20 protein-coding genes, 1 pseudogene and 1 CRISPR repeat array are annotated in these 25,841 nt (G+C 55.4%); of the genes and pseudogenes, 13 read left to right on the forward strand and 8 right to left on the reverse strand.

Features of this window, described 5'->3' with window-relative positions; all coding sequences use genetic code 11:
* The first annotated feature begins 43 nt into the window (after positions 1-43).
* The 5 genes from WMO17_RS06835 to WMO17_RS06855 all read left to right on the forward strand — a co-directional run bounded on the left by WMO17_RS06835 (position 44) and on the right by WMO17_RS06855 (position 5,153).
* Positions 44-811, forward strand: coding sequence for an SDR family oxidoreductase (locus WMO17_RS06835; RefSeq protein WP_207698472.1), 768 nt, complete (start codon positions 44-46; stop codon positions 809-811).
* 29 nt (positions 812-840) lie between these two features.
* Complete coding sequence (locus tag WMO17_RS06840) at positions 841-2,091, forward strand: enolase C-terminal domain-like protein (RefSeq protein ID WP_097773820.1); 1,251 nt, start codon at positions 841-843, stop codon at positions 2,089-2,091.
* Positions 2,092-2,180: 89 nt separating this feature from the next.
* Entirely contained in the window at positions 2,181-3,329 is a 1,149-nt protein-coding gene (dgoD, locus tag WMO17_RS06845) for a galactonate dehydratase (protein WP_349137745.1), read from the forward strand.
* Positions 3,323-4,333, forward strand: coding sequence for a zinc-dependent alcohol dehydrogenase (locus WMO17_RS06850; protein WP_349137746.1), 1,011 nt, complete (start codon positions 3,323-3,325; stop codon positions 4,331-4,333). The genes dgoD and WMO17_RS06850 overlap by 7 nt, the downstream gene beginning before the upstream one ends.
* Positions 4,334-4,445: 112 nt before the next feature.
* The gene (locus tag WMO17_RS06855; RefSeq protein ID WP_349137747.1) at positions 4,446-5,153 is read left to right on the forward strand and encodes a FadR/GntR family transcriptional regulator; all 708 of its coding nucleotides are present in this window, start codon (positions 4,446-4,448) and stop codon (positions 5,151-5,153) included.
* 116 nt (positions 5,154-5,269) lie between these two features.
* On the opposite strand, the gene WMO17_RS06860 is transcribed toward WMO17_RS06855, so the two are convergent.
* Positions 5,270-5,707 carry an FAD-binding protein gene (locus WMO17_RS06860; RefSeq protein WP_349137748.1) on the reverse strand — a complete coding sequence of 146 codons (438 nt, stop codon included), beginning with the start codon at positions 5,705-5,707 and terminating at the stop codon, positions 5,270-5,272.
* 199 nt (positions 5,708-5,906) lie between these two features.
* Between WMO17_RS06860 and WMO17_RS06865 the strand changes: the two genes are divergently transcribed.
* A complete protein-coding gene (locus WMO17_RS06865; protein ID WP_005942733.1) occupies positions 5,907-7,241 on the forward strand; it encodes a threonine/serine exporter family protein in 1,335 nt (444 codons plus the stop codon).
* A gap of 113 nt (positions 7,242-7,354) precedes the next feature.
* On the opposite strand, the gene WMO17_RS06870 is transcribed toward WMO17_RS06865, so the two are convergent.
* Positions 7,355-8,107 (reverse strand): DUF4866 domain-containing protein, encoded by a 753-nt coding sequence (locus WMO17_RS06870; protein WP_349137749.1) that lies wholly within the window; start codon positions 8,105-8,107, stop codon positions 7,355-7,357.
* A gap of 204 nt (positions 8,108-8,311) precedes the next feature.
* Here WMO17_RS06870 and WMO17_RS06875 point away from each other — a divergent pair.
* Positions 8,312-8,485, forward strand: a pseudogene (locus WMO17_RS06875) (argininosuccinate synthase domain-containing protein); the annotation flags it as partial.
* A 152-nt stretch (positions 8,486-8,637) separates the two neighbouring features.
* Here the strand turns inward: WMO17_RS06875 and WMO17_RS06880 are convergent.
* Positions 8,638-8,832, reverse strand: a complete 195-nt coding sequence (locus WMO17_RS06880; protein ID WP_349137750.1) for a hypothetical protein — start codon at positions 8,830-8,832, stop codon at positions 8,638-8,640.
* A 300-nt stretch (positions 8,833-9,132) separates the two neighbouring features.
* Here WMO17_RS06880 and WMO17_RS06885 point away from each other — a divergent pair, with 300 nt between their 5' ends.
* A complete protein-coding gene (locus tag WMO17_RS06885) occupies positions 9,133-9,939 on the forward strand; it encodes an AIM24 family protein (RefSeq protein ID WP_349137751.1) in 807 nt (268 codons plus the stop codon).
* 145 nt (positions 9,940-10,084) lie between these two features.
* Here the strand turns inward: WMO17_RS06885 and WMO17_RS13195 are convergent, their stop codons facing one another.
* The gene (locus WMO17_RS13195; protein ID WP_435387696.1) at positions 10,085-10,276 is read right to left on the reverse strand and encodes a DUF7695 domain-containing protein; all 192 of its coding nucleotides are present in this window, start codon (positions 10,274-10,276) and stop codon (positions 10,085-10,087) included.
* Positions 10,277-10,310: 34 nt separating this feature from the next.
* Entirely contained in the window at positions 10,311-12,557 is a 2,247-nt protein-coding gene (locus WMO17_RS06890; protein WP_349137752.1) for a DEAD/DEAH box helicase, read from the reverse strand.
* A gap of 280 nt (positions 12,558-12,837) precedes the next feature.
* On the opposite strand from WMO17_RS06890, the gene WMO17_RS06895 reads away from it, so the two are divergent.
* Both WMO17_RS06895 and WMO17_RS06900 read left to right on the forward strand, forming a co-directional pair.
* Positions 12,838-13,872 (forward strand): sigma-70 family RNA polymerase sigma factor, encoded by a 1,035-nt coding sequence (locus WMO17_RS06895; RefSeq protein ID WP_349137753.1) that lies wholly within the window; start codon positions 12,838-12,840, stop codon positions 13,870-13,872.
* Positions 13,873-13,899: 27 nt separating this feature from the next.
* Positions 13,900-17,055 carry a DEAD/DEAH box helicase gene (locus WMO17_RS06900; RefSeq protein WP_349137754.1) on the forward strand — a complete coding sequence of 1,052 codons (3,156 nt, stop codon included), beginning with the start codon at positions 13,900-13,902 and terminating at the stop codon, positions 17,053-17,055.
* A gap of 364 nt (positions 17,056-17,419) precedes the next feature.
* On the opposite strand, the gene WMO17_RS06905 is transcribed toward WMO17_RS06900, so the two are convergent.
* From WMO17_RS06905 to WMO17_RS06915, 3 genes are read right to left on the reverse strand one after another with little or no spacing between them, the layout of a single operon-like run.
* Positions 17,420-18,865 (reverse strand): TM1812 family CRISPR-associated protein, encoded by a 1,446-nt coding sequence (locus tag WMO17_RS06905; RefSeq protein WP_349137755.1) that lies wholly within the window; start codon positions 18,863-18,865, stop codon positions 17,420-17,422.
* 1 nt (position 18,866) lies between these two features.
* A complete protein-coding gene (locus WMO17_RS06910) occupies positions 18,867-19,880 on the reverse strand; it encodes a sigma-70 family RNA polymerase sigma factor (protein ID WP_349137756.1) in 1,014 nt (337 codons plus the stop codon).
* Positions 19,881-19,886: 6 nt separating this feature from the next.
* A complete protein-coding gene (locus WMO17_RS06915) occupies positions 19,887-20,495 on the reverse strand; it encodes a TM1812 family CRISPR-associated protein (protein ID WP_349137757.1) in 609 nt (202 codons plus the stop codon).
* A 1,140-nt stretch (positions 20,496-21,635) separates the two neighbouring features.
* On the opposite strand from WMO17_RS06915, the gene WMO17_RS06920 reads away from it, so the two are divergent.
* From WMO17_RS06920 to csm2, 3 genes are all read left to right on the forward strand, one after another.
* Complete coding sequence (locus tag WMO17_RS06920) at positions 21,636-22,004, forward strand: hypothetical protein (protein ID WP_349137758.1); 369 nt, start codon at positions 21,636-21,638, stop codon at positions 22,002-22,004.
* A 149-nt stretch (positions 22,005-22,153) separates the two neighbouring features.
* Positions 22,154-22,663: direct repeats of the CRISPR family, unit length 27 nt; unit sequence GTACCATCCCCGTAAGGGGGCGAAAAC.
* A 240-nt stretch (positions 22,664-22,903) separates the two neighbouring features.
* On the forward strand, positions 22,904-25,288 hold the full coding sequence (gene cas10, locus WMO17_RS06925) for a type III-A CRISPR-associated protein Cas10/Csm1 (RefSeq protein WP_349137759.1): 2,385 nt from the start codon (positions 22,904-22,906) through the stop codon (positions 25,286-25,288).
* Entirely contained in the window at positions 25,272-25,838 is a 567-nt protein-coding gene (gene csm2 / locus WMO17_RS06930) for a type III-A CRISPR-associated protein Csm2 (protein WP_349137760.1), read from the forward strand. The genes cas10 and csm2 overlap by 17 nt, the downstream gene beginning before the upstream one ends.
* Positions 25,839-25,841 lie beyond the last annotated feature (3 nt).

The raw sequence follows: 25,841 nt of genomic DNA on the forward strand, positions 1-25,841 counted from the left end.
TGATATAAACACGTACATTATAAAATAGAAGGAGATCATTATTATGGCTGCTCTTACTAAGTTTGATATTGCCGGCAAGCATGCGATCGTTACCGGCGGCGCACAGGGTCTGTCCCGCGGCATGGCCGAAGGTCTGCTGGAGGCAGGCTGCAAGGTCGTCATCATCGATGTCCAGAAGGAAAAAGTGGAAAAGGTCTGCGAGGAGTACCGCGCCAAGGGTCTGGAAGCCTACTCTGTCATCGGCAATCTGGCTGACCGTGAGGACCTGAACCGCGCCTTCGACGAAGCACTGCAGATTTTGGACGGTCGTCTGGACGTTCTGGTCCCCGCTGCAGGCATCCAGCGCCGCTATCTGCCCGAGGAGTTCCCCGCAGAGCAGTGGGATCTGGTCATGAAGATCAATCTGGACCACGTCTGGTTCATGATCCAGCGTTCTCTGCAGGTCATGCTCAAGCAGCCCACTGGCGGCAAGATCATCACCATCGGCTCCATGGCTTCCTACTTCGGCTGCACCACTGTGCCTGCCTACACCGCAACCAAGGGCGCTGTTGCTCAGCTGACCAAGAGCGTTGCTGTTGACTGCGCCGGCCGCGGCATCAACATCAACTGCATCTGCCCGGGCTACATGGACACCGAGATGTGCGCCAACATGACGCAGGAGCGCAAGGACGAGTGCACCAAGCGCATCCCCGCTGGCCGCTGGGGCCTGCCCGAGGATATGAAGGGTCCCGTCGTCTTCCTGGCTTCCGCTGCATCCGACTACCTGAACGGTGCCCTGATCCCCGTTGACGGCGGCTATCTGGTCAAGTAATCAACACATAAAAAGGGAGGAACCCTGTCATGGCCCCTACCATACGCGATATTAAAGTGATCTGCACCGCCCCCGAGGGCATCAATCTGGTGGTGGTGAAGGTGGAGACCAGCGAGCCGGGCCTGTACGGTCTGGGCTGCGCCACCTTCGCTTACCGCCACCTGACCGTGCAGCATCTCATTGAGACCTATCTGCGTCCGCTGCTGATCGGCAAGGATGTGCGCAACATCTCCGACCTGTGGCAGCTGATGCACCAGAACGCCTACTGGCGCTGCGGCCCCATCGTCAACAATGCCATCTCCGGTGTGGATATGGCCCTGTGGGACATCAAGGGCAAAATGGCCAACATGCCTGTGTACGACCTGTTCGGCGGCAAAATGCGCGCCGGTGTTCCGGTGTACCGCCATGTGGACGGTGCCAATGTGGACGAGATCTGCGAGAACATCGAGAAGTATCGTTCCATCGGTGTCAAGCACATCCGCTGCCAGTGCGGCGGCTACGGCGGCGGCGGCTTTGGCCCTGCTCCGGAGTGGGCAGCCAAGGGCGCAGAGCCGGGCGTGTATCTGGACAGCAAGAAGTATATGCGCGACACCCTGAAGCTGTTCGACGGCATCCGTGCCAAGGAAGGCTTCGACATTGATCTGGTGCACGATGTGCACGAGCGCATCCACCCCACCGAGGCTGTCACCTTTGTCAAGGAGATGGAGCCTTACAAGCTGTTCTTCATGGAGGACGTTGTGCCTCTGGAGCAGGTGGAATGGCTGGATAAGATCAAGCAGACCAGCGTGACCCCGCTGAGCCAGGGCGAGCTGTTCAACAACCCTGCCGAGTACAAGAAGCTGGTGCAGAACCGCAGCATCGACTACATGCGCGTGCATCTGAGCCAGGTGGGCGGCATCACCCCGGCCCGCAAGCTGCAGATGTTCTGCGAGCAGTATGGTGTGCGCATCTGCTGGCACGGCCCCGGCGACATGAGCCCGCTGGCCCATGCAGCCAACATCCACATCGATCTGGCCGCTCAGAATCTGGGCCTGCAGGAGTGGAGCGGCATCGAACCGCCCAACTTCGTCATCCAGAAGCTGAAGGATAACCACGGCGCTCTGCTGGAAGTGTTCCCCGGTATGCCCGAGTACGGCAACGACGGCTTTGTTTACGCCAACGACAAGCCCGGTCTCGGCGTAGACCTGAATGAGAAGGAGGCCGCAAAGTATCCCTGTGAGAATACTGTGACCACCTGGACCCAGACCCGCAACCGCGACGGCAGCCTGCAGACTCCGTAATTTGCAATAATCTTTGACACTGTACGATCCCTGACGGAGAAACACGGCTGGAATCGTACAGTGTTTTTTGTTCTCAAAGGAGCATTGCTATGAAGATCACAAAACTTCAGACATGGCTGGTGCGTCCCCGCTGGGCTTTTATTGAGATCAGCACCGATGCAGGCATTTCCGGCTGGGGCGAGCCGGTGCTGGAAGGCCGCGCCGCCACCGTATGCGAGTGCATCCATGAGATGGAGCCGTACCTCATTGGTGCCGACCCCATGAAGATCGAAGACCTGTGGACTGTGCTGTTCCGCGGCGGCTTCTACCGCGGCGGCGGCATCCTGATGAGCGCCATCTCCGGCATCGATCAGGCCCTGTGGGATATCAAGGGCAAATACTGCAATGTGCCGGTCTGGCAGCTGATGGGCGGCAGCTGCCGCGATAAGATGCGGGTGTACAGCTGGGTGGGCGGCGACCGCCCAGCCGATGTGGGCCGCGCTGCGCTGGAAAAGAAACAGCAGGGCTTCACCGCCATCAAGATGAACGGCACCGACGAGCTGCAGTTTCTGGACAGCTACGCCAAGATCGATGCCCTGCTGGAGCGCGTAGCCAGCGTGCGTGAGAGCTGCGGCAAGGATTTTGGCATTGCCATTGATTTTCACGGCCGGGTGCACAAGCCCATGGCAAAGATCGTGGCCAAAAAGCTGGAAGAGTTCGACCCCATGTTCATTGAGGAACCCGTTCTCTGCGATAACATGGAGTATTTCCCCGAGATTGCGGCGGCCTGCAACATCCCCATTGCTACCGGTGAACGCCTGTTCACCAAGTACGATTTCAAGCATCTGCTGGCCATTGGCGGCGTGGACATCGTGCAGCCGGACCTTTCCCATGCCGGTGGCCTGACCGAGTGCAAGAAGATCGCCGCCATGGCCGAAGCCCACGATGTGGCCCTTGCTCCCCACTGCCCGCTTGGCCCGGTGGCCCTTGCCAGCTGCCTGAATCTGGATGCCACCTGCTACAACGCGGCCATTCAGGAGCAAAGCATCGGCATCCACTACAACGAGGGCCGCAGCGTGCTGGACTATGCGCTGAACCCCGAGGATTTCAAGTTCGTGAACGGCTTTGTCAGCCTGCCCCAGAAGCCCGGCCTTGGCGTAGAGGTGAACAAGGCTCTGGTGGAGGAAGAGGGCCAAACCCCGCATAGCTGGAAGAACCCGGTTTGGAGGCATGAGGACGGGAGCGTGGCAGAATGGTAAACATGATGAAAGCACTGGTGTTCACCGCACCGCATACCTTTGAATACCAGGATGTTCCCCGCCCTGAACCGGCACCGGACGAGGTGCTGGTGGAGGTAAAGGCCTGCGCCATCTGTGGCAGCGATGTGCACGGCAGCAGCGGTGAGAACGGGCGGCGCATCCCGCCGCTGGTCATGGGCCACGAAGCCAGCGGCACCATTGCGCAGCTGGGCGAAGCCGTGCAGAGCTGGGCCGTGGGCGACCGCGTCACCTTTGATTCCACCGAATACTGCGGCTGCTGCTGGTTCTGCACCCACGGGATGCACAACCTCTGCGCACAGCGCCGCATCGTAGGCGTTGCCTGCACCGAGTACCGCAAAAATGGTGCCATGGCCCAGTACATCGCCGTAAAGGCCCGCACTTTGTATGCCCTGCCGCCCACCGTCAGCTTTGAACAGGGCTGCCTTGTGGAACCGTTTGCCGTGGGAATGCACGCCGTGCTGCGCAGCGGCCTTGCCGCCGGGCAGACCGCTGCCGTGATCGGTGACGGCACCATTGGCCTGATGACCCTGATTGCCGCAAAAAGTCAGGGCGCACAGGTCTGCATAAGCGGCCACCACGCCCGGCCCATGCAGCTGGCCGCACAGCTGGGTGCACTGGACTGCGCTCAGCTGCCGCAGCTCACCGCAGAGCGCGGTGCCGATGTGGTGTACGATGCCGTCGGTTCCCAAAGCTCCTTTACACAGGCCATGGAGCTGGTGCGCAAGGGCGGACGCATCATGGTCATTGGCAACCACGCCCGGACCATCGACTTCCCGCTGCAGCGCTGCATCACCGAGCAGATCGATGTGCAGTTCAGCTATTCCTCCGCCGGGGAGTACCCGGTCTGCCTGCAGGCCATTGCCGAGGGCCGCGCCGGCCTGACCGGCCTGTGGCAGAGCTTTCCGCTGGCCGAGGGTGCGCAGGTGTTCGACCGCCTTGTGCACCGGGACGAAAGCCTGACCAAAGCCGTCCTGATCCCGTGAGCAGTTGTCTGCATACAAGTTTTTTTCTGCCAGTTTTCGCTGATTTTGATTTACTTTTGCAACATCCTATGATATAGTTAGAAAAAGTTGTAATACAAAGAGGTGTTCCACTATGGCCGATAAGGGCAGCGTCACCGGAAAGATTGCCCACTATATCCGCAAAAATATCCGCAACGGCAACTGGACCGTGGGCGAGAAGATTCCCAGTGAAAACCAGCTGTGCGAAGAGCTGGGGGTCAGCCGTGTGTCCGTGCGCAGCGCCCTGCAGCAGTTCATTGCGCTGGGCATTCTGGAAAGCGTGCACGGCAAGGGCACCTTCCTGATCTCGGACGATCTTTCGGCCTTCTATTCCAATGTGGAGGAACCGGCTCCCACCATCGATGCTACCGAGACCATGAAGCAGATCTTGGAGTTCCGCAGCATCGTGGAACCGGCAGTCTGCGCACAGGTGGCCCAGACCGCCTCGCCGGAGCTGATTGCCAAACTGGAGGGCCACCTCAAGGCCATGAAGGCCTCTGTGGGCAAGTGCGAAGAGTTCATCAACGCGGACGTGGCGTTCCATATGGAGATCATCAACGCCTGCGGCAACGATTACACCATTGCCATTATGAACGAGACCTTCCAGCGCCGTGCTAGTCTGGGTAAGATGCTCATTCTTTCCAACGGTTACTACGGCGGCATCTACTACCACGGCATTCTGTTGGACGCTTTCCGCAAGCATGACGCCAAGCGTGCCCGGGTCATGATGGAAGAGCATCTGCAGCACGGCCTGTACGATCTGGAATCCGATAATCTGGGGCAGGAGAAAAACGACCTCTGAGCCGCTTTTTCCTGTCTGATACGCAAAAAAGATCCCGTTCACCCAGAAGTGGACGGGATCTTTTATTGCTTATGGGGCTTTACTGCAGCCGATCAGGCTTTGACGAAGGCAGCTGCTTACTTTACAGCCAGATATTTGCCCAGTTCGCGGCCCAGCGTCAGGCACATACCAATGCTCACACCGGGGATCGGGGTGATATACTCGGGACCAAAGCGCATACCGCAGGTGTTGCCGGAAGCGTACAGGCCCTCGATGGGCTGATAATCCTCGTTCAGCACCTGCTGGTCATTGGTGGTCACAAAGCCGCCGGTGGTCACCAGTGCAAAGCCCAGACTCGGGGTGGTGACATGGGCGTAGAAGGGAGCCTTTGCAACTGCATTCAGGAAGTGCGGGTCCTTGGCAAAGTCGCTGTCGCAGCCCTCGGCGCAAACCTTATTGTATTGCTCCACAGTAGCGGAAAGGGCTGCAGGCTCCACACCGATGTACTCAGCCAGCTGTTCGATGGTGCCGGCGCCGGCAACAGCCGTGACATAGCGGAGTTGTTGAAGGGTCACGGCAGTTTCCTTTCGGCGTGTTTTTTCTATCCTACCGCAGAGCCGCCAAAAACGCAACGTATTTTCTTCTTTGAAATACCAAACGAATATTGCCGGCATATCCAAGATACGTTTTACCCACCCTGCAATTTCCCTTATAATAGCACCGCAGTCTTGAAACAGCTGCAACATTCCCATATCACAAAGGAGGCTTTCCGGTATGGGACAACGGCAAAGTGAGATCATCAAAAATCACATGGAAGTTTACTGGCACGACTATGCGTCGGCCAGCAAGGGCGTTCCCATTACCGAGGCGGGGCTTGTGGAAAAAGCCTCCGTCATTGGACGCACCGGGCTGATGCTGCTGGAATGCGGCACCGGCGCATGGCGTGTCCGAAGCTCCATGAACACCCTTTCGCGGGAGCTGGGAGTCACAACAACAGCGGATATCGGCCTGTTGTCCATTGAGTTCACCTGCTTTGACGGTGACCAGTGTTATACCCAGTCACTCTGTCTGACAAATACGGGCGTGAATACCTCCCGGCTGAACCGACTGGAGCATTTCGTCAACGACTTCGACCGGGAAGGAAAATTTATGACCGGCGAAGAACTGCACAGCCACCTCGATGAGATCGAGCGCATCCACGGCTTGTATTCGCCCATCGCACTGGGCTTTGCAGCTGCACTGGCCTGCAGCTGCTTCACCTTTCTGCTGGGCGGCGGCATTGTGGAAATGCTGTGTGCCTTCTGCGGTGCAGGCATCGGCAACTTTGTACGGTGCAAGCTGACAAAGCACCATTTCACCCTGTTTCTGGGCATTACGGCGTCGGTCTGTTCAGCAAGCCTCGTGTATGCCATCCTGCTGAAGCTGGCAGAGGTGCTGTTTGCCGTATCGGCGCAGCACGAGGCGGGGTATATCTGCTCCATGCTCTTCATCATTCCGGGCTTTCCGTTCATTACCAGCGGCATCGACCTTGCCAAGCTGGATATGCGCTCCGGGCTGGAACGTCTGGCCTACGCCGTCCTCATCATTCTGGTGGCAACCATGACGGCTTGGATCATGGCACTGCTGCTGCATTTGCAGCCGGTGCAGTTCCCTGCCCTGAGCCTGACACTCCCGGAAGAGATCGTGTTCCGGCTGCTGGCAAGTTTTGGCGGTGTGTTCGGCTTTTCGCTCATGTTCAACAGTCCCCGGAACCTGGCAGTCTGCGCCGCCCTTATCGGTGCGGTAACGAACACGTTCCGGCTGGAGCTGGTGAGCCTTGCGGGCTTTCCGCCCGCTGTTGCAGCGTTTCTGGGCGCACTGCTGTCCGGACTGCTGGCCTCCTGCCTGAAGAGCGCCGCCGGTTATCCCCGCATCTCCGTCACCGTGCCGTCCATCGTTATCATGGTACCGGGACTGTATTTCTACCGTGCCATCTATAATCTGGGCATCCTGTCTCTGATGGACTCCGCCACATGGTTTGCAGATGCCATTCTCATCATCGTGGCACTGCCGTTAGGGCTGATCTTCGCCCGTATTGTCACTGACAAGACTTTCCGTTATTGCACCTGATGTGCAGCATTTCCATTCTCTCATATAAGGCAAAACGCAGCGAATCTTTTAACGGTTCGCTGCGTTTTGTTTTGCTGTGATGCACTTATAAAAGGAGTTCGTTTACAGGGCATTTACTCCCCGTAAACGATCTTGGTAGTAGTTTCCACATGGCGTTCCAGCCGGTCGGCAAAGTGTTCCAGCGGCAGAAAAACGCCAAGTTCATCGTAGCGGGTTCCGCCGTCCTTGAGCGTATCCTGTCCATAGTAGACCACGGAACGGGGCAGTGCGTGCTGCAGCTTCATCTGGATATCCCAGACGGTGGAGTAGGCCTCCGCTTCCGTTACCTTCTGCTTCACGGTGTCCGGCAGTTCGTAGATCAGCAGCAGCCCCAAATGCTGGTTGTAGTGGTACTCCACCACATCCATCGAGCCTTCGTCGTAGCCGTGATACTTGCAGTAGCCGCTGGCAAGGTACATTTTTACCTTTTCCTGCTTCTGGAATACCCGGATGAACCGGTCGTATACTTTGCTGCTCACGGCAAATTTGTTGTTCGGCAAAAGAACGCCGACATCATCCGTCAGGATCACCGGGTTCGGCTGACCATCGGCGTTGAATTTGAACGGGATCAGGGCAGCGTTCCGTAGCAGGTCAAACATACTGTGCTGGCAGATCGCCATCAGAAAGGCAGACAGATCCTTGTTCTCGTAGGCATTGAACAGTGCTGCGGCAAACTGCTGTGCACTCACGGCCGGCGCATCCAGTACGTCTGCCATGTCCAGCGAGTCGTTGAAGGTATCCATCAGGCGTCGGCAGGCTTCTGGATTTTTCAGGATCTCCCCGAACAGTGCCTCTGCCTTTTCTTCTCTTGGAAATATCGTTGCCATCAAAAAGACCCTCTTTCTGTTTATTTCCAGCTACCTATTATAGATTCATAATGCCCAGCTGTGAAATACTGCTTTCATATTGCTGCTATATACAGAACACTTTTTACACATTTTCCAAGTGCCTGTACAATGGACGCTGCAATCATGAAATTGCACGAGAGAAATCGAAAAGTATATAAGTTGGTTTGAACGGAGGCAGTTCCTATGTCTGAGATCAAAAAGGTCGTGCTGGCATATTCCGGCGGTCTGGACACATCGATTATCATCCCGTGGCTGAAAGAGCACTATAACAACTGCGAAGTCATTGCCGTGTGCGGCAATGTGGGGCAGAAGGGTGAGCTGGAAGGCTTGGAAGAGCGCGCCAAGGCAAGCGGCGCATTGTCTACTTTTTACGGACCGGTTCAGCCTTTTGGCTAAATAACTCTGGTCTTTTTTGTTGGGGCGTGTGCAACAGCCCCGTGTTATCATTTTGAATAATAGGTTTTAGATTCGAAAGCCAACCAGATGATCGAAGCCTTTGACTCGGCCAATCAACTGGTCAAAGATGAAGTTTTGGCTCTGCCAGAAGAATAATCCCCACAAACCAGAAAAAACGTCAACGCATGAGAGAGCAATCTCTCGCGTTTGACGTTTTTCTTTTTTGTTTTGCCACCGTCATTCTGCACAAAATTCAAGGATAAAATTTTACACCCCAAAATCTGCAAAAATCGGGTTTTCGGAGCCATTTTGCCGATCCTCCCCGAATTTTGCTACAGATCTGCTACAAACGGCAGTTTTTCGACTTGCATCAGTAACCTGTTTTTTATATTCTCACTGGCCAAACTTTCAATTCCTATACTCTCCCCTCGCCAAAAAAGTCTCAAATGTTTTGTGTGGTTTGATGATAGTATTTTCAGTTGACGTATGATACACTGAATTTTAAGGAGTTATTCAGTTGTACTGTGACTACTTATCTAAGCATTTTTACGGACACCAAATCTTGCATACAAAAATGCGAAATCTGCTTTGAAATGGGGTATTTGCTTATGTTTAAAATCAACAATCTGGCAAATCAGATAAGTCACATCGTCACCGAACAGAAGGGTATCTTCTCTATTGTTGAGCACAATATCGATTTCTCCGTAGCGCCTTGCAATGCAATGGAAGAATACTATATGAGCCAGATGAATGTCAAACGGAAACAGGCCATTGCCAATCTCAACGGAAAAGTTGGGCTTGTTCTTCAAGCGGGCGCAATGCAGTACATTGTTGGCAACGTGCAAGCAACCACCGGATTGAAGGGTGTTGGCGACTTCTTAGGCAAAATGGTAAAAAGTTCCGTCACAAAAGAAAGCGCAATCAAGCCGGAGTACGTCGGAACGGGTGTGCTCGTGACCGAACCCACCTATAAATATCTTCTGACCGAAAATGTCGGTGACTGGACAGGCGGTCTTGTAATGGAAGACGGCATGTTCCTGGCCTGTGAATCCACTGTCAAGCACGAGGTTCAAGCACGCTCCTCGCTTTCTTCTGCAGCACTCGGAAATGAAGGACTCTTCAATCTACGGCTTGCTGGCAATGGTGTATGTGTACTGGAAAGCAATGTTCCCCGTTCGGAAATCGTAGAAATCGACCTTCAAGACGACGTTTTAAAAATTGATGGCAGCTTTGCGATTTGCTGGTCCGGCAGTCTCAGCTTTACGGTTGAACGTTCCGGAAAAACCTTGCTTGGTTCTGCCGCATCCGGCGAGGGTCTGGTAAATGTTTATAAGGGAACTGGCAAAGTATGGCTTGCTCCATTAACGCCTTCTCAATCACTGGTTAGCGCAACGCATGCAAAAAATGCAAAGTAATTGACCGCCTGTTCTTATTGCTTTCACTGTTTTACTTCTTTACAGCATCATCTTTGCAAAAAGCTCTTGGCCTTTAATATAGAGGTCAAGAGCTTTTTTGCTTGCCGCTGAACTTCTGCTTCAAAGATCGTGTTCAACTTAATTTTCAATCGTCTACACTTTGCGTTTCAGATAATTCTTCCCAGTCTTCCGTGTTTCCACTCCTACGGAGATACTCATTTCCCCCATCGACAGCACATGATCCACAAAAACAAAACTTGAAATCATGTACAGAACAGCTTTCAATACTGTCCCCGCACTTTTTGCACCGGATCATATTTCTCGCTATTTTCATCATGCACGTCACCCGCAGTCAATTATCGGCGTTCACATCATTTTTTGAGCCGCAAATAGTATTTTTCAAGGCTCTTATCGCAGACATCCACAATATGCAACCAATCTTCCCGTGTAAGCTTGCGGAAGATGATCGGATTTACCTCGATAGTCTCCACATCCTTGCAGCGCATCAGGAATCGCATATCTTCAAAGCGCTTGAAGGGGTTGGAGAGGATGTTCTTCTCCACATCCTTCCGGGTATAACCGCCCTTCTGGTAAATGCTGGTGGATTTCTCTGCGATCATTCCGTGCGCCTTGCGGTCCTCGTAGAAGTCGATGAAGTAATCCACCACATCCGGCAGGGCAACTCTGCCATTGCTGTCCATGTACTCATAAATTGCTTTGAGCAGGACCGGCTTATAGGAAAAGCTCATATCCATCGTTTCAATGAATTTCATGAACTTATCTGCCATATTCTGCGGCGTGATGAGATCCCAGCCGTACTGCTTGGCAATGTTTCGGACACTTTCCTCGCGGAAATAGTGGAACATCCGCTTATCGCCAAAGGGAATCGAAAGGTCCGGTTTGACTTTTCCGTCCTTAATGTAGCGCTCCACCGTCTCGGACTGTACATCCACCATCCGGACGAACTCGATCTGCGAGATCATATCCTTGACGCTGTTCTGCCAGTTGAAAAGGTCGATGATCTCATAGTCAGACACATCGATCGGCACATCCAACCATGCTTCGGGCTTTTCACCCTGGAACAACATATCCTGATCCAGCTTGCGCTTGTTCTCTGGCGCCAGCACATACGCCATGGGCTGATATTTTGAAATATCCAGCACCCGATGCAGACTGTAGGGCATATTGAACATATTGGCGTTGTCTACAAAATCAATCACCAGCAGGTCATCTTTTCCCGGACAGCGGCGGGTGCCACGACCAAGCTGCTGCAAATAAATCGTTTTGGACATGGTCGGGCGCGCCATGAACAGCACCGTGGTATGCGGGCTGTCCCAGCCTTCGTTCAGAAGGTCGCAGGCGCAAAGAACATTGGTCGAGCCGGTTTCATAGTCCTTCAGGATTTTTTCCCGAGCCTCTACCCGATCCCGCCCGGAAACTGCTTCCGCCTTCACGCCGCTATCCCGCAGTAGCTTTGCAATTTCGGCTGCATGGTCTACGCTGGCGCAGAAGATCACGGTCTTTTTGCCGTTGACATACTTTAAATATGTATCAACGATCAACTGATTCCGTTCCGGGATGAACAGCTTGCTTTCCAGATCCTGCGAATTGTATTTGATGCCGTTGATCCGCACATCGGTCAGGTCGATGTTGGTCTTGACCCAGATACAGCGAATCGGCACCAGAACGCCACGCTCCACGGCAGTCTTGAGATCCATTTTGTGGGCAACGTTCTGGAACAGCTCCAGCATATCTTCGCCATCGCTGCGTTCCGGAGTGGCGGTCAGACCCAGAATGAACTTCGGGTGGAAGTAGGTGAAAATCTTCTGGTAGGTGTTGGCTGCCGCATGGTGGCATTCGTCTACAATCAGGTAGTCAAAATCCATAGGCGAGAACTTTTCCAGATCCTTAGAGATGCTCTGCACCGTGGCAAAAATGACCGTCTGGGTCATATCCTTCTGACTTCCGGTGTACTCTCCCAAAGTCGCTTCCGGCCAGACCTTGGCGAAAGTCTCTTTTGCCTGAGATGCCAGCTTCAGGGCGTTGACCAGAAACAGCGTGCGTCCGCCCACTGCCTTGGCATCCGTTGCTGCTGTGATAGTTTTACCTACGCCGGTTGCATGGTACAGCAGCGCAATGGTTTTGCCGCCCTCACGCATCTTCTTGAGGTTGTCGATAGCCTCCTGCTGATAATCCCGAAGCTCGATGGTCTGTCCCATCTGAACCGGCAGGTCCGCTTCAAACGCCTTGAACATGGGGCTGGTGCCCAGAAATGTGATCAGCTCATCCTTGACCTTTTCCGGTTGCTTTTCCAACTGGCTGTAGATCCAACGGTAGACTTTCCAGTTATCATAGATCAGGCTGTTCTGCTTCAGGAGGTCGTCAGCGTATTTGTTTTCGGACACCTTGCTCGGGTTGTGGTAGGTCTCGCCGTCAATTTCGATTGCGATTTTGGATTCAGATGATTCCAGCGCAAAATCGATATAACGGTGCCGACCATAGATGTCCACACAGGGGTACTGGACCTGCAAATTCTCGGTTTTCTCAGGTCCAAAAGCCTCACAGAAAAGCTGCACAAACAGCTCCTCCGCACGGCTGTTGACACTGGTTGCTTTCATTGGCTCCATGGTGGCCTCCTAAAACGATATTCCCAATTAAGATTTATAATTTTATTATATCATACGCAAAAAGCTCTGTATAGTTTGTTTCTTTGGCAAGGTTTTCTGTCCTTGCTGCTTAATTCTATACCTTTATAAGAGAACTCATTGATTTTTTATTTGACTGACGTTTCCAAAAAGATAACCATAAGTTTTTTCTCAAAAGACTTAACTCTACTGCATCCATGGGCTTCTACTAAGCGAAGACACTTACAGTTGGAAGTGAAAGCGGGGTTTTACCATGGAATATAATGCAGTTTTGAATCGTGTACGCCCGATGCTGACGAACGGCAATCACCTGTCTGCGCAAGGCTTTGAGGCGCTGTTTGGTTCCTGTTCTCAGCAGGAACAGGAGCATCTGCTGGCCGAGCTGGCGGGGCTCGGCATCCTAGTGGATACCAGCGCCGCTATACCCAGCAGCAGAAAGGCCACTTCTTTCTGCCGCAGCGACTTTACCTCCAAGCAGCTTTGGTCTATGACCAACGAGCAGCTCTGCGTATTGGCACAGCAGGGTGATGAGAGCGCCAAGGAGATCCTTGTGCGCAAGACCGCCGGTTTTGTCCACCTGATGGCCCGCAGAGTTCCGCAGCTGCTCGCCCATAGCTGCCTGACCGAGGAGGATAACTTCCAGAACGGCATTCTTGGACTGTTTGCTGCGATCCAGCGGTTCGATGCGCTTCAGGGCTACAGCTTCCTGACCTATGCCGCTTACTGGATCCGCCAGTCCATCCTGCGCGAAGCCATCAACACCGGCCTTACGGTACGCATCCCGGTACACTATTTTGACACGCTCTGCCGGGTGCGCGTCGTCTGCAGCACCTGCATGCAGCTAGATGGTCCGGATCTCTGGCATGCCATTGCCGAGGCTGAAGCCAGCAGCGGTCACCCCTGCACGGTGGAGCAGGCGCGCCGCTACCTGAGCGACATGCTCGTTTACCTCAACGTTACCAGCCTGAATCTTATGGTCGGCGAGAGCCACGACACCGAGCTTGCGGAGCTTCTGGCGGATGACGTCAGCCCCGATCCTGTGGACACTGTGAGCGAGAACGAGACCGTTCAGGAAGTCCGGTTGCTTCTTTCTCAGCTTCCCGAACGTGAGTCCACTGTGCTCCGGCTGCGCTACGGTATCCCGGATGACCGCTGCCGTACGCTGGACGAGATCGGTGCGCAGCTGGGCGTCACGCGGGAACGTATCCGCCAGATTCAGGTGCGTGCCGAGCGCCATCTGCGGGAGATGCTGAAGCGCCGCTCCTCATCCACCCTTTTTGCTGCCTGATTTTTTGACCTGATGGAAGATTTTGCCATGAATACATTGCTTTGTTCTTATCTTTCCGCCCATGCTGCTGAGGATGCTCTGTTTGTCTTGTGGGGTTTTTCTCCGGAGGACGCTGGCCTTCCACGTCCTTCTCTGGATGCTTTGCTGCAGCAGCGCCTGTCCCGCTACCTGAGCAGTCTGCTGCAGCAGAGCCCCTGTGTGATCACCGCAGAGGAGTTTGCCCTGCACGCCGATACCCTTGCGCAGGAGTTCCCGCACATCATTCTGGTGCAGAACACCTGCTACCGCACGCTGCTGCCCATGTCTGTGACGCTTACGCCGGAGATGCAGTCCGGCCTTCTGAGTCACTTTGACCCGGAAACGCCGCAGGATACTCCGCTGCCCGGCATTGAACCCTGCCTGCGTGTCTACTCCAACCTGCTGCATACGGAGGAAGGCATTGCCTGCTGCATTCCTTTGGACGCTCTGCTGCGTCAGTACCCACAGGTCGAGCGCGTATCGCTTGGTGCAGCACCGCATATGGTTCCCGAAACCGCCGCCAGCAGCTCTGCCTTTGCGCTTACCGGAGAAGCCGATTATTTCTGCCTTGTGCAGCAGCTGCGCCGTGGCAAAACGCTCTGCGTTTCAGCCGACAGCTTCATCGGCGATGAGGCTGATCTTGCCGACAGCCTTGCGGCGTTGGCTGGCGCTTTTCCGGGTCAGCTTTCCAGAGCGCATGCGCAGACGATGCAGCCGGAGCGCCCCGTCTGCCCGGAGGCGCGCACCCTTCTGCAGCAGCACTGGGGTTACCCGGACTTTCTCCCGCTGGATGTCTACGACCTGGACGCTCTGCATTGCGGCGAGAAGAAGCTGCGCACCATCACCCAAGAGGACATCATCGATGACCTCATCCAGCAGGCAGAGCTTTGCCGCACAGGGCAGACTTACCGCGACCTGTTCGTGACTGCCTCCACCGGTGCGGGCAAAAGCGTGATGTTCCAGATCCCGGCGATCGACCTTGCCGAGAAGTACGGGATGGTCACGCTGGTGATCTCGCCGCTGATCGGCCTGATGAACGATCAGGTACAGGGCATGGAGAAGCACCGCTACGCCAAGGCCCGCACCATCAACTCCGACATCCCGCCAATGGTCAAAAAGACCATTGCGCAGGAGGTGCAGGAAGGCCGCTGCGACATCCTGTATCTTTCGCCGGAGTCCTTGCTGAGCCGCAGCGATATCTCCGACCTGATCGGCGACCGTGCCATCGGCCTGCTGATCGTGGACGAGGCCCATATTGTGACCACCTGGGGCAAGCAGTTCCGCCCGGACTACTGGTTTCTGGGTGACTACGTGAACAAGCTGCGCAAACAGCAGCTGAACGGTCCCCACCATCACGCCTTTGTCACCGCCACCTTTACCGCCACCGCCACCTACGGCGGCGAGGAGGACATGTACCGCGAGACCCTGCGGAGCCTGCACATGTCCCCGGACCCCATCGTTTATCTTGGCTGCGTGCGCCGCCGCAACATCGAGCTGTGCATCCGGGAGGTGCCACGCGTGACCGGCCGCCGGGAGTACGAGCTGGACAAGTTCCAGGCTCTGACCGGGCAGATCACCGCCGCACTGGAGCAGGGGCAGAAGACCCTGGTCTACTTTCCCACCGTCAGTCTGCTGGAGCGCTTCTACACCCATTGCCTTGCACAGCGTCTGGGCAATGCTGTGACCCGTTACCACGCGCAGCTTTCCGGCGAGGCCAAAGCGGAGGATCTGGAGGATTTCCGCAGCGGCAAGCGCCGGATCATGCTGGCCACCAAAGCCTTTGGCATGGGCATCGACATCCCGGACATTGCCCTTGTGCTGCACTTTGCCCCCACCGGTAACCTGTGTGATTACACGCAGGAGATCGGCCGCGCCGCCCGTGACCCAGAGATCCACGGCCGTGCCGTGTACGAGCACATGGCCAACGACTTCAAGCACATCAACCGCCTGCACGGCCTTTCCAGCATTCAGCCCTGGCAGCTGGTGCAGGTGATGCGCAAGGTGCTGCAGCTGTACCGCCAGCACCGCGCCAGCCAGCCGGCCACTGCCACCAAGCACCGCAACGAGCTTCTGGTGGACGCCGAGAGTTTCGCCTACATCTTTGCCAGCCCTAACGGCGAGCACCAGCAGGACCCGCTGGCCAAGGTCAAGACCGCCATGCTACTGATCCAGAAGGACAGCGAAGCACGCGGCTATGCGCCCTTCATCATGCGGCCCTCTCCTCTGTTCACCCACGGGTATTTTCTGCTCAGCAGCGCCGATGCCGCCGCAGTCAACTGCATCTGTACCGGTGCTGCCACCCTGCAGGATGAGGCCGCCGGAGTCTACGACGTAGACCTTGCCCGCCTGTGGATCAGCCGCTGGCAGAACGATTTTTCCTTCCCGCAGTTCAAGTACCTGCTGTACACCCACAGCGACAAGCTGCCGCTGAATGCCCAGCTGCGCCTGACCCCCGCCATGCAGCTGACGCTGGAGTGGCACGCCAATGCGGATGCCCGTTTTTCCGTACTGCTGCGCGCCCTGAAGGAGATCTTCTTCGAGGCTGCCCGTAGTGGCCAGTATCTCTACGATCGGGATGCCGCCGCACGGCTGGCGCAGGCCACAGGCCTGAGCAGCACCCGTGCCACCAGTGCAGTGCGCGTAGTGCTGGCGGCTGTGCAGTCCTGGCAGCAGCATTCGTCCCGCCTGCAGCGCACCCGTGTGCTGCGCCGCGGCACCACGCAGGAAGGCGCAGAGTACAGCGTCGTGGACCCGTTCATCAGCGAGTTTTTCCACTGGCTGGAGCAGAGCTTTGCTGTTCTGCACAGCAGCGAGACCTGCCGCTATCTGCCGGTGAATGATTCTGCCCAGAGCAGCGAGCGTCTGACCCCGGCTCTGGGCGTGCTGGAGGAGCTGGACCTGCTCCACTTTGCCCTGCTGGGCGGCTCCAACAGCCGCCTGTACCTCTATATTAACCAGACCCAGACCCTGGAGCTGGCTGACCGCGGCTTTTACCGCAACCGCTTGCTGGAGCGCATTGCCCAGCGCCACACCGATGCTGTGCGGCTGATGAGCTGGCTGTTTACCAGCGGCTTTTCCAGCGAGCAGCTCTGGGACCGTATCGAGGAATACTTCCTCGGCCTGCCCATTCAGGGCTTTGACGCCCCTTCTGCCGAATCGAGGTGATCTTTATGACTTATCTTTTCTGCTCCATCCGCGCTTCTCCGGTGTATAGTTCTTTTCTTTTGACTCAATGTGTGATATAGTAAAGTTATACTCCGTAAGGGGATGGAACTAGCTTGATGGGGTAGCTGGTCTTGATGAACGTGTACTTACAATTTATCCCCGCAAGGGGACGAAAACTTTGCGCCCTGCCCGCTGCCCATGATGCTGTCCTATTGCAATTTATCCCCGCAAGGGGACGAAAGCTCCATAACTGGATATTTAGGCGTTGTCATTCGGATGCAATCCCCGCAAGGGGACAACAAAGCACCTCTGCCACTGGCGTTTGCCAGCAGCGGAGGTGCTTTGCTTTTTCTTATATTCTACTTTACAGGTTGGGAGCTGCGCCTGCCGGAATCGTCTTTGTAACAGGCAGCGCCTTGACGCCTTGCGGAACATCCGGCTTCATGGGGCGAATCTCCTGCAGATAATCTGCCACATCCTGCAGGGTCTGCTCAATATGGGCCGTGTCCAGCGGAAGAATACGGTCGCTTTGCAGACCAAAAGCCGTATCACTGGCATGGTTGATCTGGTTGCGGTACTGCATCACACACTGGTAGAACAGTGCCGCATCCTCGATCTGCCACCGGACCTCCGGGTCGATCACCAGCTGACCGGAAGCGAGGATCGTATCCATATAGGCGTGCATTTCTTTCGAATTTGCTACACCGAACAGCATATTGCCATCTGCATCGTCCTTGCTGTGGGTCAGGCGCAGATCCGTTGTATAGGGATACTCCTTTTGCATCAAAGTCAGGCGGCAAAAATGGAAGTGGAACAGCGGATATACCCACGCCTTGCCCTTATTCTGATTCTGCTCTGCCAGATATGCCCAGCCGGTTTCTGTAGGCTGCACAAAAAGATGACGGCAGACATAGGTCGGCATCTGCTCACACAGCAGGGTCAGTGCCTGCTGATACATGCCGTGTTCTGTGCACCAGCTTACCAGCGCAGGAAGATTGTTTTTGGGGGAAGCCAGCAGACCTTCAAATTCTGTGCGGAAGCGGTCATTCAGCAGGTGGAAGAACAAGCTGGTCAGATTTTTGCTCTCCTTGGGCGGCGCCTGCAGTGCCTGTGCGATCTGGCTCAGGTCTTCATTCAGCGCCTGCACCCGGCACAGCGCCAGGTCATCCGAGAACTGGTTGATGCGGGCAAGCAGGGTATGCAGAGCCGGGTCGCTCTCGCCCTCGCTCCACAGATAGCCTTTCAGCTTCTGTGCAGTGCCGGTGGAAAAGAACTCGTCCATGGCCGTGATGAGGTCGAACAGGCTGTACAGCTGACTGCTGTCATGGATGCGGGAAGTGCCATCCGGAAGCAGTTCGGAGTAGATCACCCTGCGGGTCTCCACACCGCGCAGGTCACGCATACAGCGAGCTGCTGTTACCAGAAGCATCGCCGTGTCCCGCATGCCGCCGGAAAGGTCGATGGAAAGGGTATCTTCCGCTTCAATTTTTCCCAGTAACAGAGAGATCGCCCGGAACTGTGCCTTGTCGTCCATGCTGTCCGGTACCGGGATCACCACAAGCCGCTCTGCCGGAATGCCCGCCGAAGGCAGGAATACATCCCGGAAATATTCCACGGTGGTGCAGGTTTTCCCGTCCGGCAGATGCACGGTAGGGCTGGTGCGCACCAGCTCACTGCACAGTGCCAGAATACAGTCCAGACCTTCCTTGTGCTTTTTCAGCTCCAAAACCGCCGCTTCATTGGTCTGGGTATGAATGTTCGGATTTTTGCCGAAGGGGCTCATATATAAAAGCAATACATTGCGTTCCATCTTATACCTCCTCCTGTTCCACTTTCATCTGCATCAGTTTTTGCTGCCATGTTTTGCGCCGCTGCGATACAGCCGCTTTGCTCACGCCGAGAAACTCTGCCACGGTCTTATCCTGCGCCGGGTTGCGCCCCGGCTCCAGCAGCGCATGGACGGCGGCGCATTCCAGTGCCTTGGGTGCATAGGGCGGCTGAACTGTAAACTCCACATACCGGTGCAGCAGCAGGATATCCCACAGGCAGTTGTCCTGTTCCAGCGGACGCAGATCATCGCAGTTTGCCAGCCGCGCGGGCGCATCCTCTGCCGGGTCCAGCGCGTCGTTGTTGCGCAGAAAGCCCATCAGCACGCTGCTCCACAACGGGCCAGATGTCTTACCGTATTTTTCCTTCTGCTGCAGGTTCATCAGCCCTATGCCGCGGTGCAGCCATGCCAGCATTTCACTGCTCTGCTCCACCTGCTCTTCCACGCTTTTTTCTTGGGAGGCCACCCGGTCACCCAGCGCCGAATCCTCTCCGCCAGTGTCGTCCAGACTGAGTACCGACTGCTTATTGCGCAGTGCTTCCCGCAGGGTCTTTACACCCACCCCGACAATATCGGCGATCACCTGTTCTTTTTCCGGGTCACGGCAGAGCATACTCTCTGTAATTCCGTTCTTTTCCATGTACTCCAGCGCTTTTTTGATCTTGCGGTTTGTTTCGCGTCCGAAACCCATCACAGCCATTTCTTCCTGCTGCTGGTCGTGTGCCTGTGCATGACGGACGGCGGCGCGCAGATACATACTGAAGGTCTGCCCCGGCTTTGCTTCCCAAAAATCAAACGCATCCAGAAACGCCTTGCAGAAATCGACGCTGTTCCATGCATCCTCTCCCCTTCCGGGAGTCTGTGCAGTCAGAAAGCATTCCGCCCAGAAAGTGCGGAACCGTTCATCATTGGCATCGTGCAGCTTTTTGCGCTGTTCCGGCGGCAGCTGCAGCAGCGGCGAAGCGTCAATGTCCGCCCATGTTTTCACATCATTCATCGCTGCTCAGTCCTCCCGGTGCTCGTTCATCCAGATCAGCTGATGGAACACTTGTTCGGCGGTCCTGCTGTCGCGCATGGTACCTACCAGCCCGGCAAGCTGATACAGTGCTGCCATATCGTAAAGCCGCGCGCTGAGCACCTGCCCGTTTTCCCGCTTGACCTCACCATAATACACACCGCCTACTTCCAGCTCCGTATGGGTAGCTTCGGCACAAGTCAATGCCGTCAGCGTGACCACCGGGATGCTCTTGGAGCCGTAGGTGATGCAGGCATACACCCGCGTGATCTGCGGCAGGGCATCCACCAGATCCCTGCACAGGCCGATCAGTGTTTCCGAGCGCTGATCCTCGGGCAGGTGGAGCTGACGCACCTGATTTTCTGCAATGCCCAGCTGCGCCAGCTCTTCCAGCAGGCGCTGATAGTTGCGGGCGGTATCGGCATTTTCCTGCCGGATGGCCAGCAGCTGCACCGTATCCCCGGGTTCAAGGGTATCCCGCATCACCTGCACGATGGGGAAACAGGTGGCCGTGGGCGGGGCTGCATGTTCCCGCTGGTACAGCATAGGGTCCAGCTTTCCCTGCAAAGGTACGGTGGTGATATACGTCTTCAGCACAGGGCAACACTCCTTTTTATAAGATCCATTATCTGCATCATACCATGAAACTGCCCCGCGCACAAGGCAGGCCAAACGAATTTGTGCCCGTTCTTTTCAGCACAAAAGCACATCATTGTAATAAAGTGAGTATTTTCTAGCCATCCGGCTCTTCAGTTTTGCGGTGTTTTGTGATATATTTAGGGTACCATCCCCGTAAGGGGGCGAAAACGAAGTGCTGCGGGTGCTGCTGTATCAGGACAGCGTACCATCCCCGTAAGGGGGCGAAAACAGAAAAACGTTTTGATTGCTCTGCGGGATAACAGTACCATCCCCGTAAGGGGGCGAAAACACAGCGCTGCTTTTGAGGAACTTCTTCGTGCTGGTACCATCCCCGTAAGGGGGCGAAAACCGCATCGCATCGTAGAACATCTTAGCGATGAAAGTACCATCCCCGTAAGGGGGCGAAAACATCAGGCCCGGCACACTGTACATCGGCATAGGAGTACAATCCCCGCAAGGGGGCGAAAACCTGAACTGTGCTACAAAAGCCGCTTTCTTTTCCGTACCATCCCCGTAAGGGGGCGAAAACGCCTTTGCGCAGGCGTACTACGATGCACTGGATGTACAATCCCCGTAAGGGGACGAAAACAACAGAATTCCATCCATAATCAGAGAAGAAGAGGTACAATCCCCGCAAGGGGGCGAAAACGCAATTTGCGGACGGCATAGACAACATGTGATAGTACGATCCCCGTAAGGGGGCGAAAACATACTGATAAGCGCCATCGGTCACACCCCCTTTCTGTACAATCCCCGCAAGGGGGCGAAAACTAACATTGCCATCATAAGTACCATCCTTTCGATGTACCATCCCCGTAAGGGGGCGAAAACCACATTCCATACCATGAAAAATTCATGTGATGGATACCATCCCCGTAAGGGGACGAAAACTCGGTATAGAGCACCCAGCTTGCCAGAGTCAGAATACCATCCCCGTAAGGGGGCGAAAACATGGTCCAGTTCGGCATAGAGTTCAGGGCGAAGGTACAATCCCCGTAAGGGGGCAAACCAAAGCAAGAAAAGTAATTTCAAGTTTCTTGCTTAACTATCCGCATTCCATGGGCTTTTTCTCTTTGCAATGTCAAGGAGGAATGCCCTATGTTCATCAACTTTACCAATCACCCGTCCACTCAGTGGAGTGCCGAGCAAAAGGCTGCAGCGCAGGTCTACGGCAAGGTGATCGACCTTGCCTTTCCTGCCATTGACCCCGCCACCAACGAGGCCGTGCTGGACTCCCTTGCCACGGTATATGCCGACCACATCCTGCACCTTAGCCCGGATGCCGTGCTCTGTCAGGGCGAGTGCACCTTTGTGTACCGGGTAGTCCAGCGTCTGGAAGCCGCGGGCATCCCCACGCTGGCCGCCTGCTCCCGCCGCAAGAGTCAGGAGACCACCTACCCGGACGGCAGCACCCTGAAGCGCAGCATCTTCGCCTTTGCAGGCTTCCGCCGCTATGGCTCGCCCTGAAAGAGGGTTTTCTTTCTATCCTCCACGGCACAATAATGATTCAGGATTTATCGTTGTCCTTTTCGCGCGGTTTCACTTTATTTCAATAAAGTGAATAGCTTTCAGGCATTCAGCTCTTCCATTTTACGATCTTCTGTGATATATTTAGTGCACCATCCCCGTAAGGGGGCGAAAACTCAAACTTGCAGCTATCCGTGTCCCAATAAATGGTACCATCCCCGTAAGGGGGCGAAAACTCCCCTGCCTTGGAGCAGCGCTCACAGCACACCGTACCATCCCCGCAAGGGGGCGAAAACTTATGATGATTGTACGCTTTCAGGTACGTGTACAGGTACTATCCCCGTAAGGGGACGAAAACTTAAAGTGCGCTTCATTATTCCGGTTCATTCTCGTACCATCCCCGTAAGGGGGCGAAAACCAATGCCTCGTCCAGCTTCGTCAGTGCCAGACTGTACCATCCCCGTAAGGGGGCGAAAACCTTATAGGTTGCTTCACCGTCGTCCATGTACAGGTACCATCCCCGTAAGGGGGCGAAAACTTGAACAGAGTAACGAGTTTTTCGTAGCTTGCAGTACCATCCCCGTAAGGGGGCAAAAACTTCGGGTCCTCCTTTGTGTAAACCTTTTCGAGCTGTACCATCCCCGCAAGGGGACAAAAAACTCCGCATCAAAAAAAGATGCGGAGTTTTTCTTTTGCAAACCTTAACTCTTTGTTTTCTGTGGGCTGTCCCTCTATGAACGGAACGATTGCAGCTGCTGTGATATTTTCTCTGCTGCGGCTTTTGCATGGCGACAAAATGTGCTATAATAAAGCCAATTCCAAGCATCTCTTACAAAATTGACAAATACGTTTTCCGTTTATTGTGCAATTGTTCCACAATCCGTAAAGGAGATGGTATTTTGAACGTTCTCACCCTGCAGTCCACCTATGGCGGGCTGCTGCACGACACCGGCAAAGCGGTGTACCGTGCCGGTGGGCAGCGCGGCAGCCACAGTGAACAGGGCTACCAGTTTTTGCACGGCGTTTTGCCCGGTGCAGGCTGGGCACCGGCGCTGGACTGTGTGCGCTACCACCACGCCGCCGCGCTGCGCGGTGCAGCAAAGACTCTGCCCGCCGATTCCCCGGCCTATATCGTTTATCTGGCAGATTATCTTTCTGCCGCCGCAGACCGCCGGGAGGTCGAAGGCGAAAGCAGTTTCTTCCGGCGGGATCTTCCGCTGGACTCGGTGTTCACCCACCTGAACGGTACGCACCCCGGCTGGATGATGCCTGCGCAGCCGCAGGACGGCAGCCTGAAGCTGCCACGGCAGCAGCAGCCGCTTTCCGCTTCCGTCTATGCAGATGCTGTACGCAAGTTGAAGGAGTGTCTGCCGGATCTGCAGCCGCAGCCGGAGTGGATCAACTCTCTGCTGGGTCTGCTGGAAACGCAGTTCAGCTGTTTTCCGTCCAGCACCTTTACCGGCGAAAGCCCGGATGTTTCTCTGTTTGACCACGCCAAGACCACCGCAGCCATTGCGGCGTGCATCAGTGAATATGTGCAGGCAAACAACATCACCGACCTGCGCAAGGCACTTTTTGAGCAGGAGAAGGATTTTTGCCAGAAGGACGCTTTTCTGCTCTATACCGCTGATTTTTCCCGCATCCAGAAGTTTCTTTATACCGTCCATACCGAAAACGCCCTGCGCTCCCTGCGCAGCCGGTCGTTCTTTCTGGAGCTGCTCATGGAGCACTATCTGGACGAGCTTCTGGCCGGGTGCGGCGTGTCCCGCGCCAACCTGATCTACAGCGGCGGCGGACACTGCTATGTGCTGCTGCCCAACACTGCCGCTGTGGCCGATACCCTGACCCGGTGGAACCGGCAGTTCAACCGCTGGCTGCAGCTGCAGTTCGGCACCCAGCTGTTTCTGGCCAACGCATGGACACCCTGCTCCGGCAACGACCTGACCAATACCCCGGCTGAAAAAAGCCCCTACAAAGAGCTGTTCCGCCGGGTGAACCGGCTGCTGGAACAGCACAAATTCCACCGCTATACCGCAGAGGATCTGCGGCTGCTGAACAGCACCGCCGCTTACCCGGATGGCCGGGAATGTAAGGTGTGCGGCACCAGTGCCAACTTGAAGGATGATCTCTGCCCTTGGTGCAAACTGTTTGTAGATCTTTCTAACAAGATTCAGAACAAGCGCGTTCTGGTGGTAAGCCGTCAGCCCTCGGCTGCCGATGACTGTACGCTGCCTGCACTGGACGGCGGCAGCGAGTATCTGTCCCTGACGGATCAGCTTTCTGCCCGCAAACGGCTGGCTTCCGGCGAGCCGGTCGTGCGTGTATATACCAAAAATGCACCGTTCACCGGCCTTACTTACAGCACCAACCTGTACGTTGGCGATTACGCCGCCAGCAACAGCATGGAAGAACTGGCAGGGCAGTCCGAGGGCGTGCGCCGCATTGCGGTCTGCCGTATGGATGTGGACAACCTCGGGCACGCATTTATCTCCGGTTTCGAGCAGGAAAACGAGAAAGACCCGGTCAAACGGATGCACTATGTTACCCTGTCCCGCACCTCGGCGTTCTCCCGGCAGATGTCACTGTTTTTCAAGTGCTACATCAACGGCATTCTCGAAGGGCTGCAAGTGAGCATTGTTTATGCCGGCGGCGATGATGTATTCCTTGTGGGCGCATGGAACGCTGTGCTGGATGCAGCGCAGCGCATCCAGCGTAATTTTACCGTATTCTCCTGCGGTGCACTGACCCTCAGCGCAGGCATCGGCATCTTTGATGACCATTACCCCATCCGGCTTTCCGCCGAGGAAACCGCCGCGCTGGAAGAAGCCGCCAAGCATCTGCCCGGCAAAAATGCAGTGGCACTGTTTACGCCGGAGCGCAAAGCAGTCCGGGATGCAAAGGGCAACCTGCTGGTGCAGCCGGAGCAGGGACATATCTATGCGTGGGATGTATTCCGTACAAAGGTCCTGACCGAAAAGGTCGGCTGCCTGCAAAGCTTCTTCGGCAAGGATAACGCCGAGCATGGAAACGCCATGCTCTACAACCTGCTGGCACTGCTGCGGGAAGCCGAAAACGACCGCATCAACCTTGCACGGTACGCTTACCTGCTGGCGCGGCTTTCCCCCAAAAAGAATGCAGCAAATTACAAAGCCTACAAGCAATTCTCTCACAGCATGATGGATTGGGCATTGGATGCTGTACAGCGTCACCAGCTCATCACCGCAATTTATATTTATGTCTATCAGAACAGAAAGGGTGGCGACACAGATGGCAGGATGGAATGACAATGGCCGGGGCAGCTATGGCGGCGGTGGCTATAACAACAACCGGAGCGGATATAGCAACAGCTACAACGGAAACCGCAGCAGTTCCGGCAGCTATAACAGCCGTAGCAGCTATGGGCAGCAGAAAGAGCTGCCGCCGGAGATCACGCCGAAAAAGGTGCCGGAAGATTATGTAGACGAAGCCGAGCGTATTATGAGCAACCTGATGAGCCAGCCCAAAAAAGTGACCACTAGCAAGATCCGTGGCCTGCTGAGTCTTGTAACAGAGATTTTTAACGTTGAAAATCTCCGCACCGAAGAAGCACTTTTGCCCGAAAGTGTTGTAAAGATTAATCTGATGCGAGTTCGGGTAGCCTATGAATATGGTCGCGATACCGGAGAAAGTGTCGGTAAAGATAAAGCTTATCCCATGAAAGACTTTATTTCGCAATCGCATCTGCTGGAATACCTCAAGGGCATTTCCACCGACCGTGCGGACCTGATCCGCTTTGCACACTACATGGAAGCGCTGGTCGCTTTCCACCGCTACTTCGGCGGCAAGGAGGGGTAATCA

The organism is Faecalibacterium faecis, from assembly GCF_040096475.1.
GTDB lineage: Bacteria > Bacillota > Clostridia > Oscillospirales > Ruminococcaceae > Faecalibacterium > Faecalibacterium taiwanense.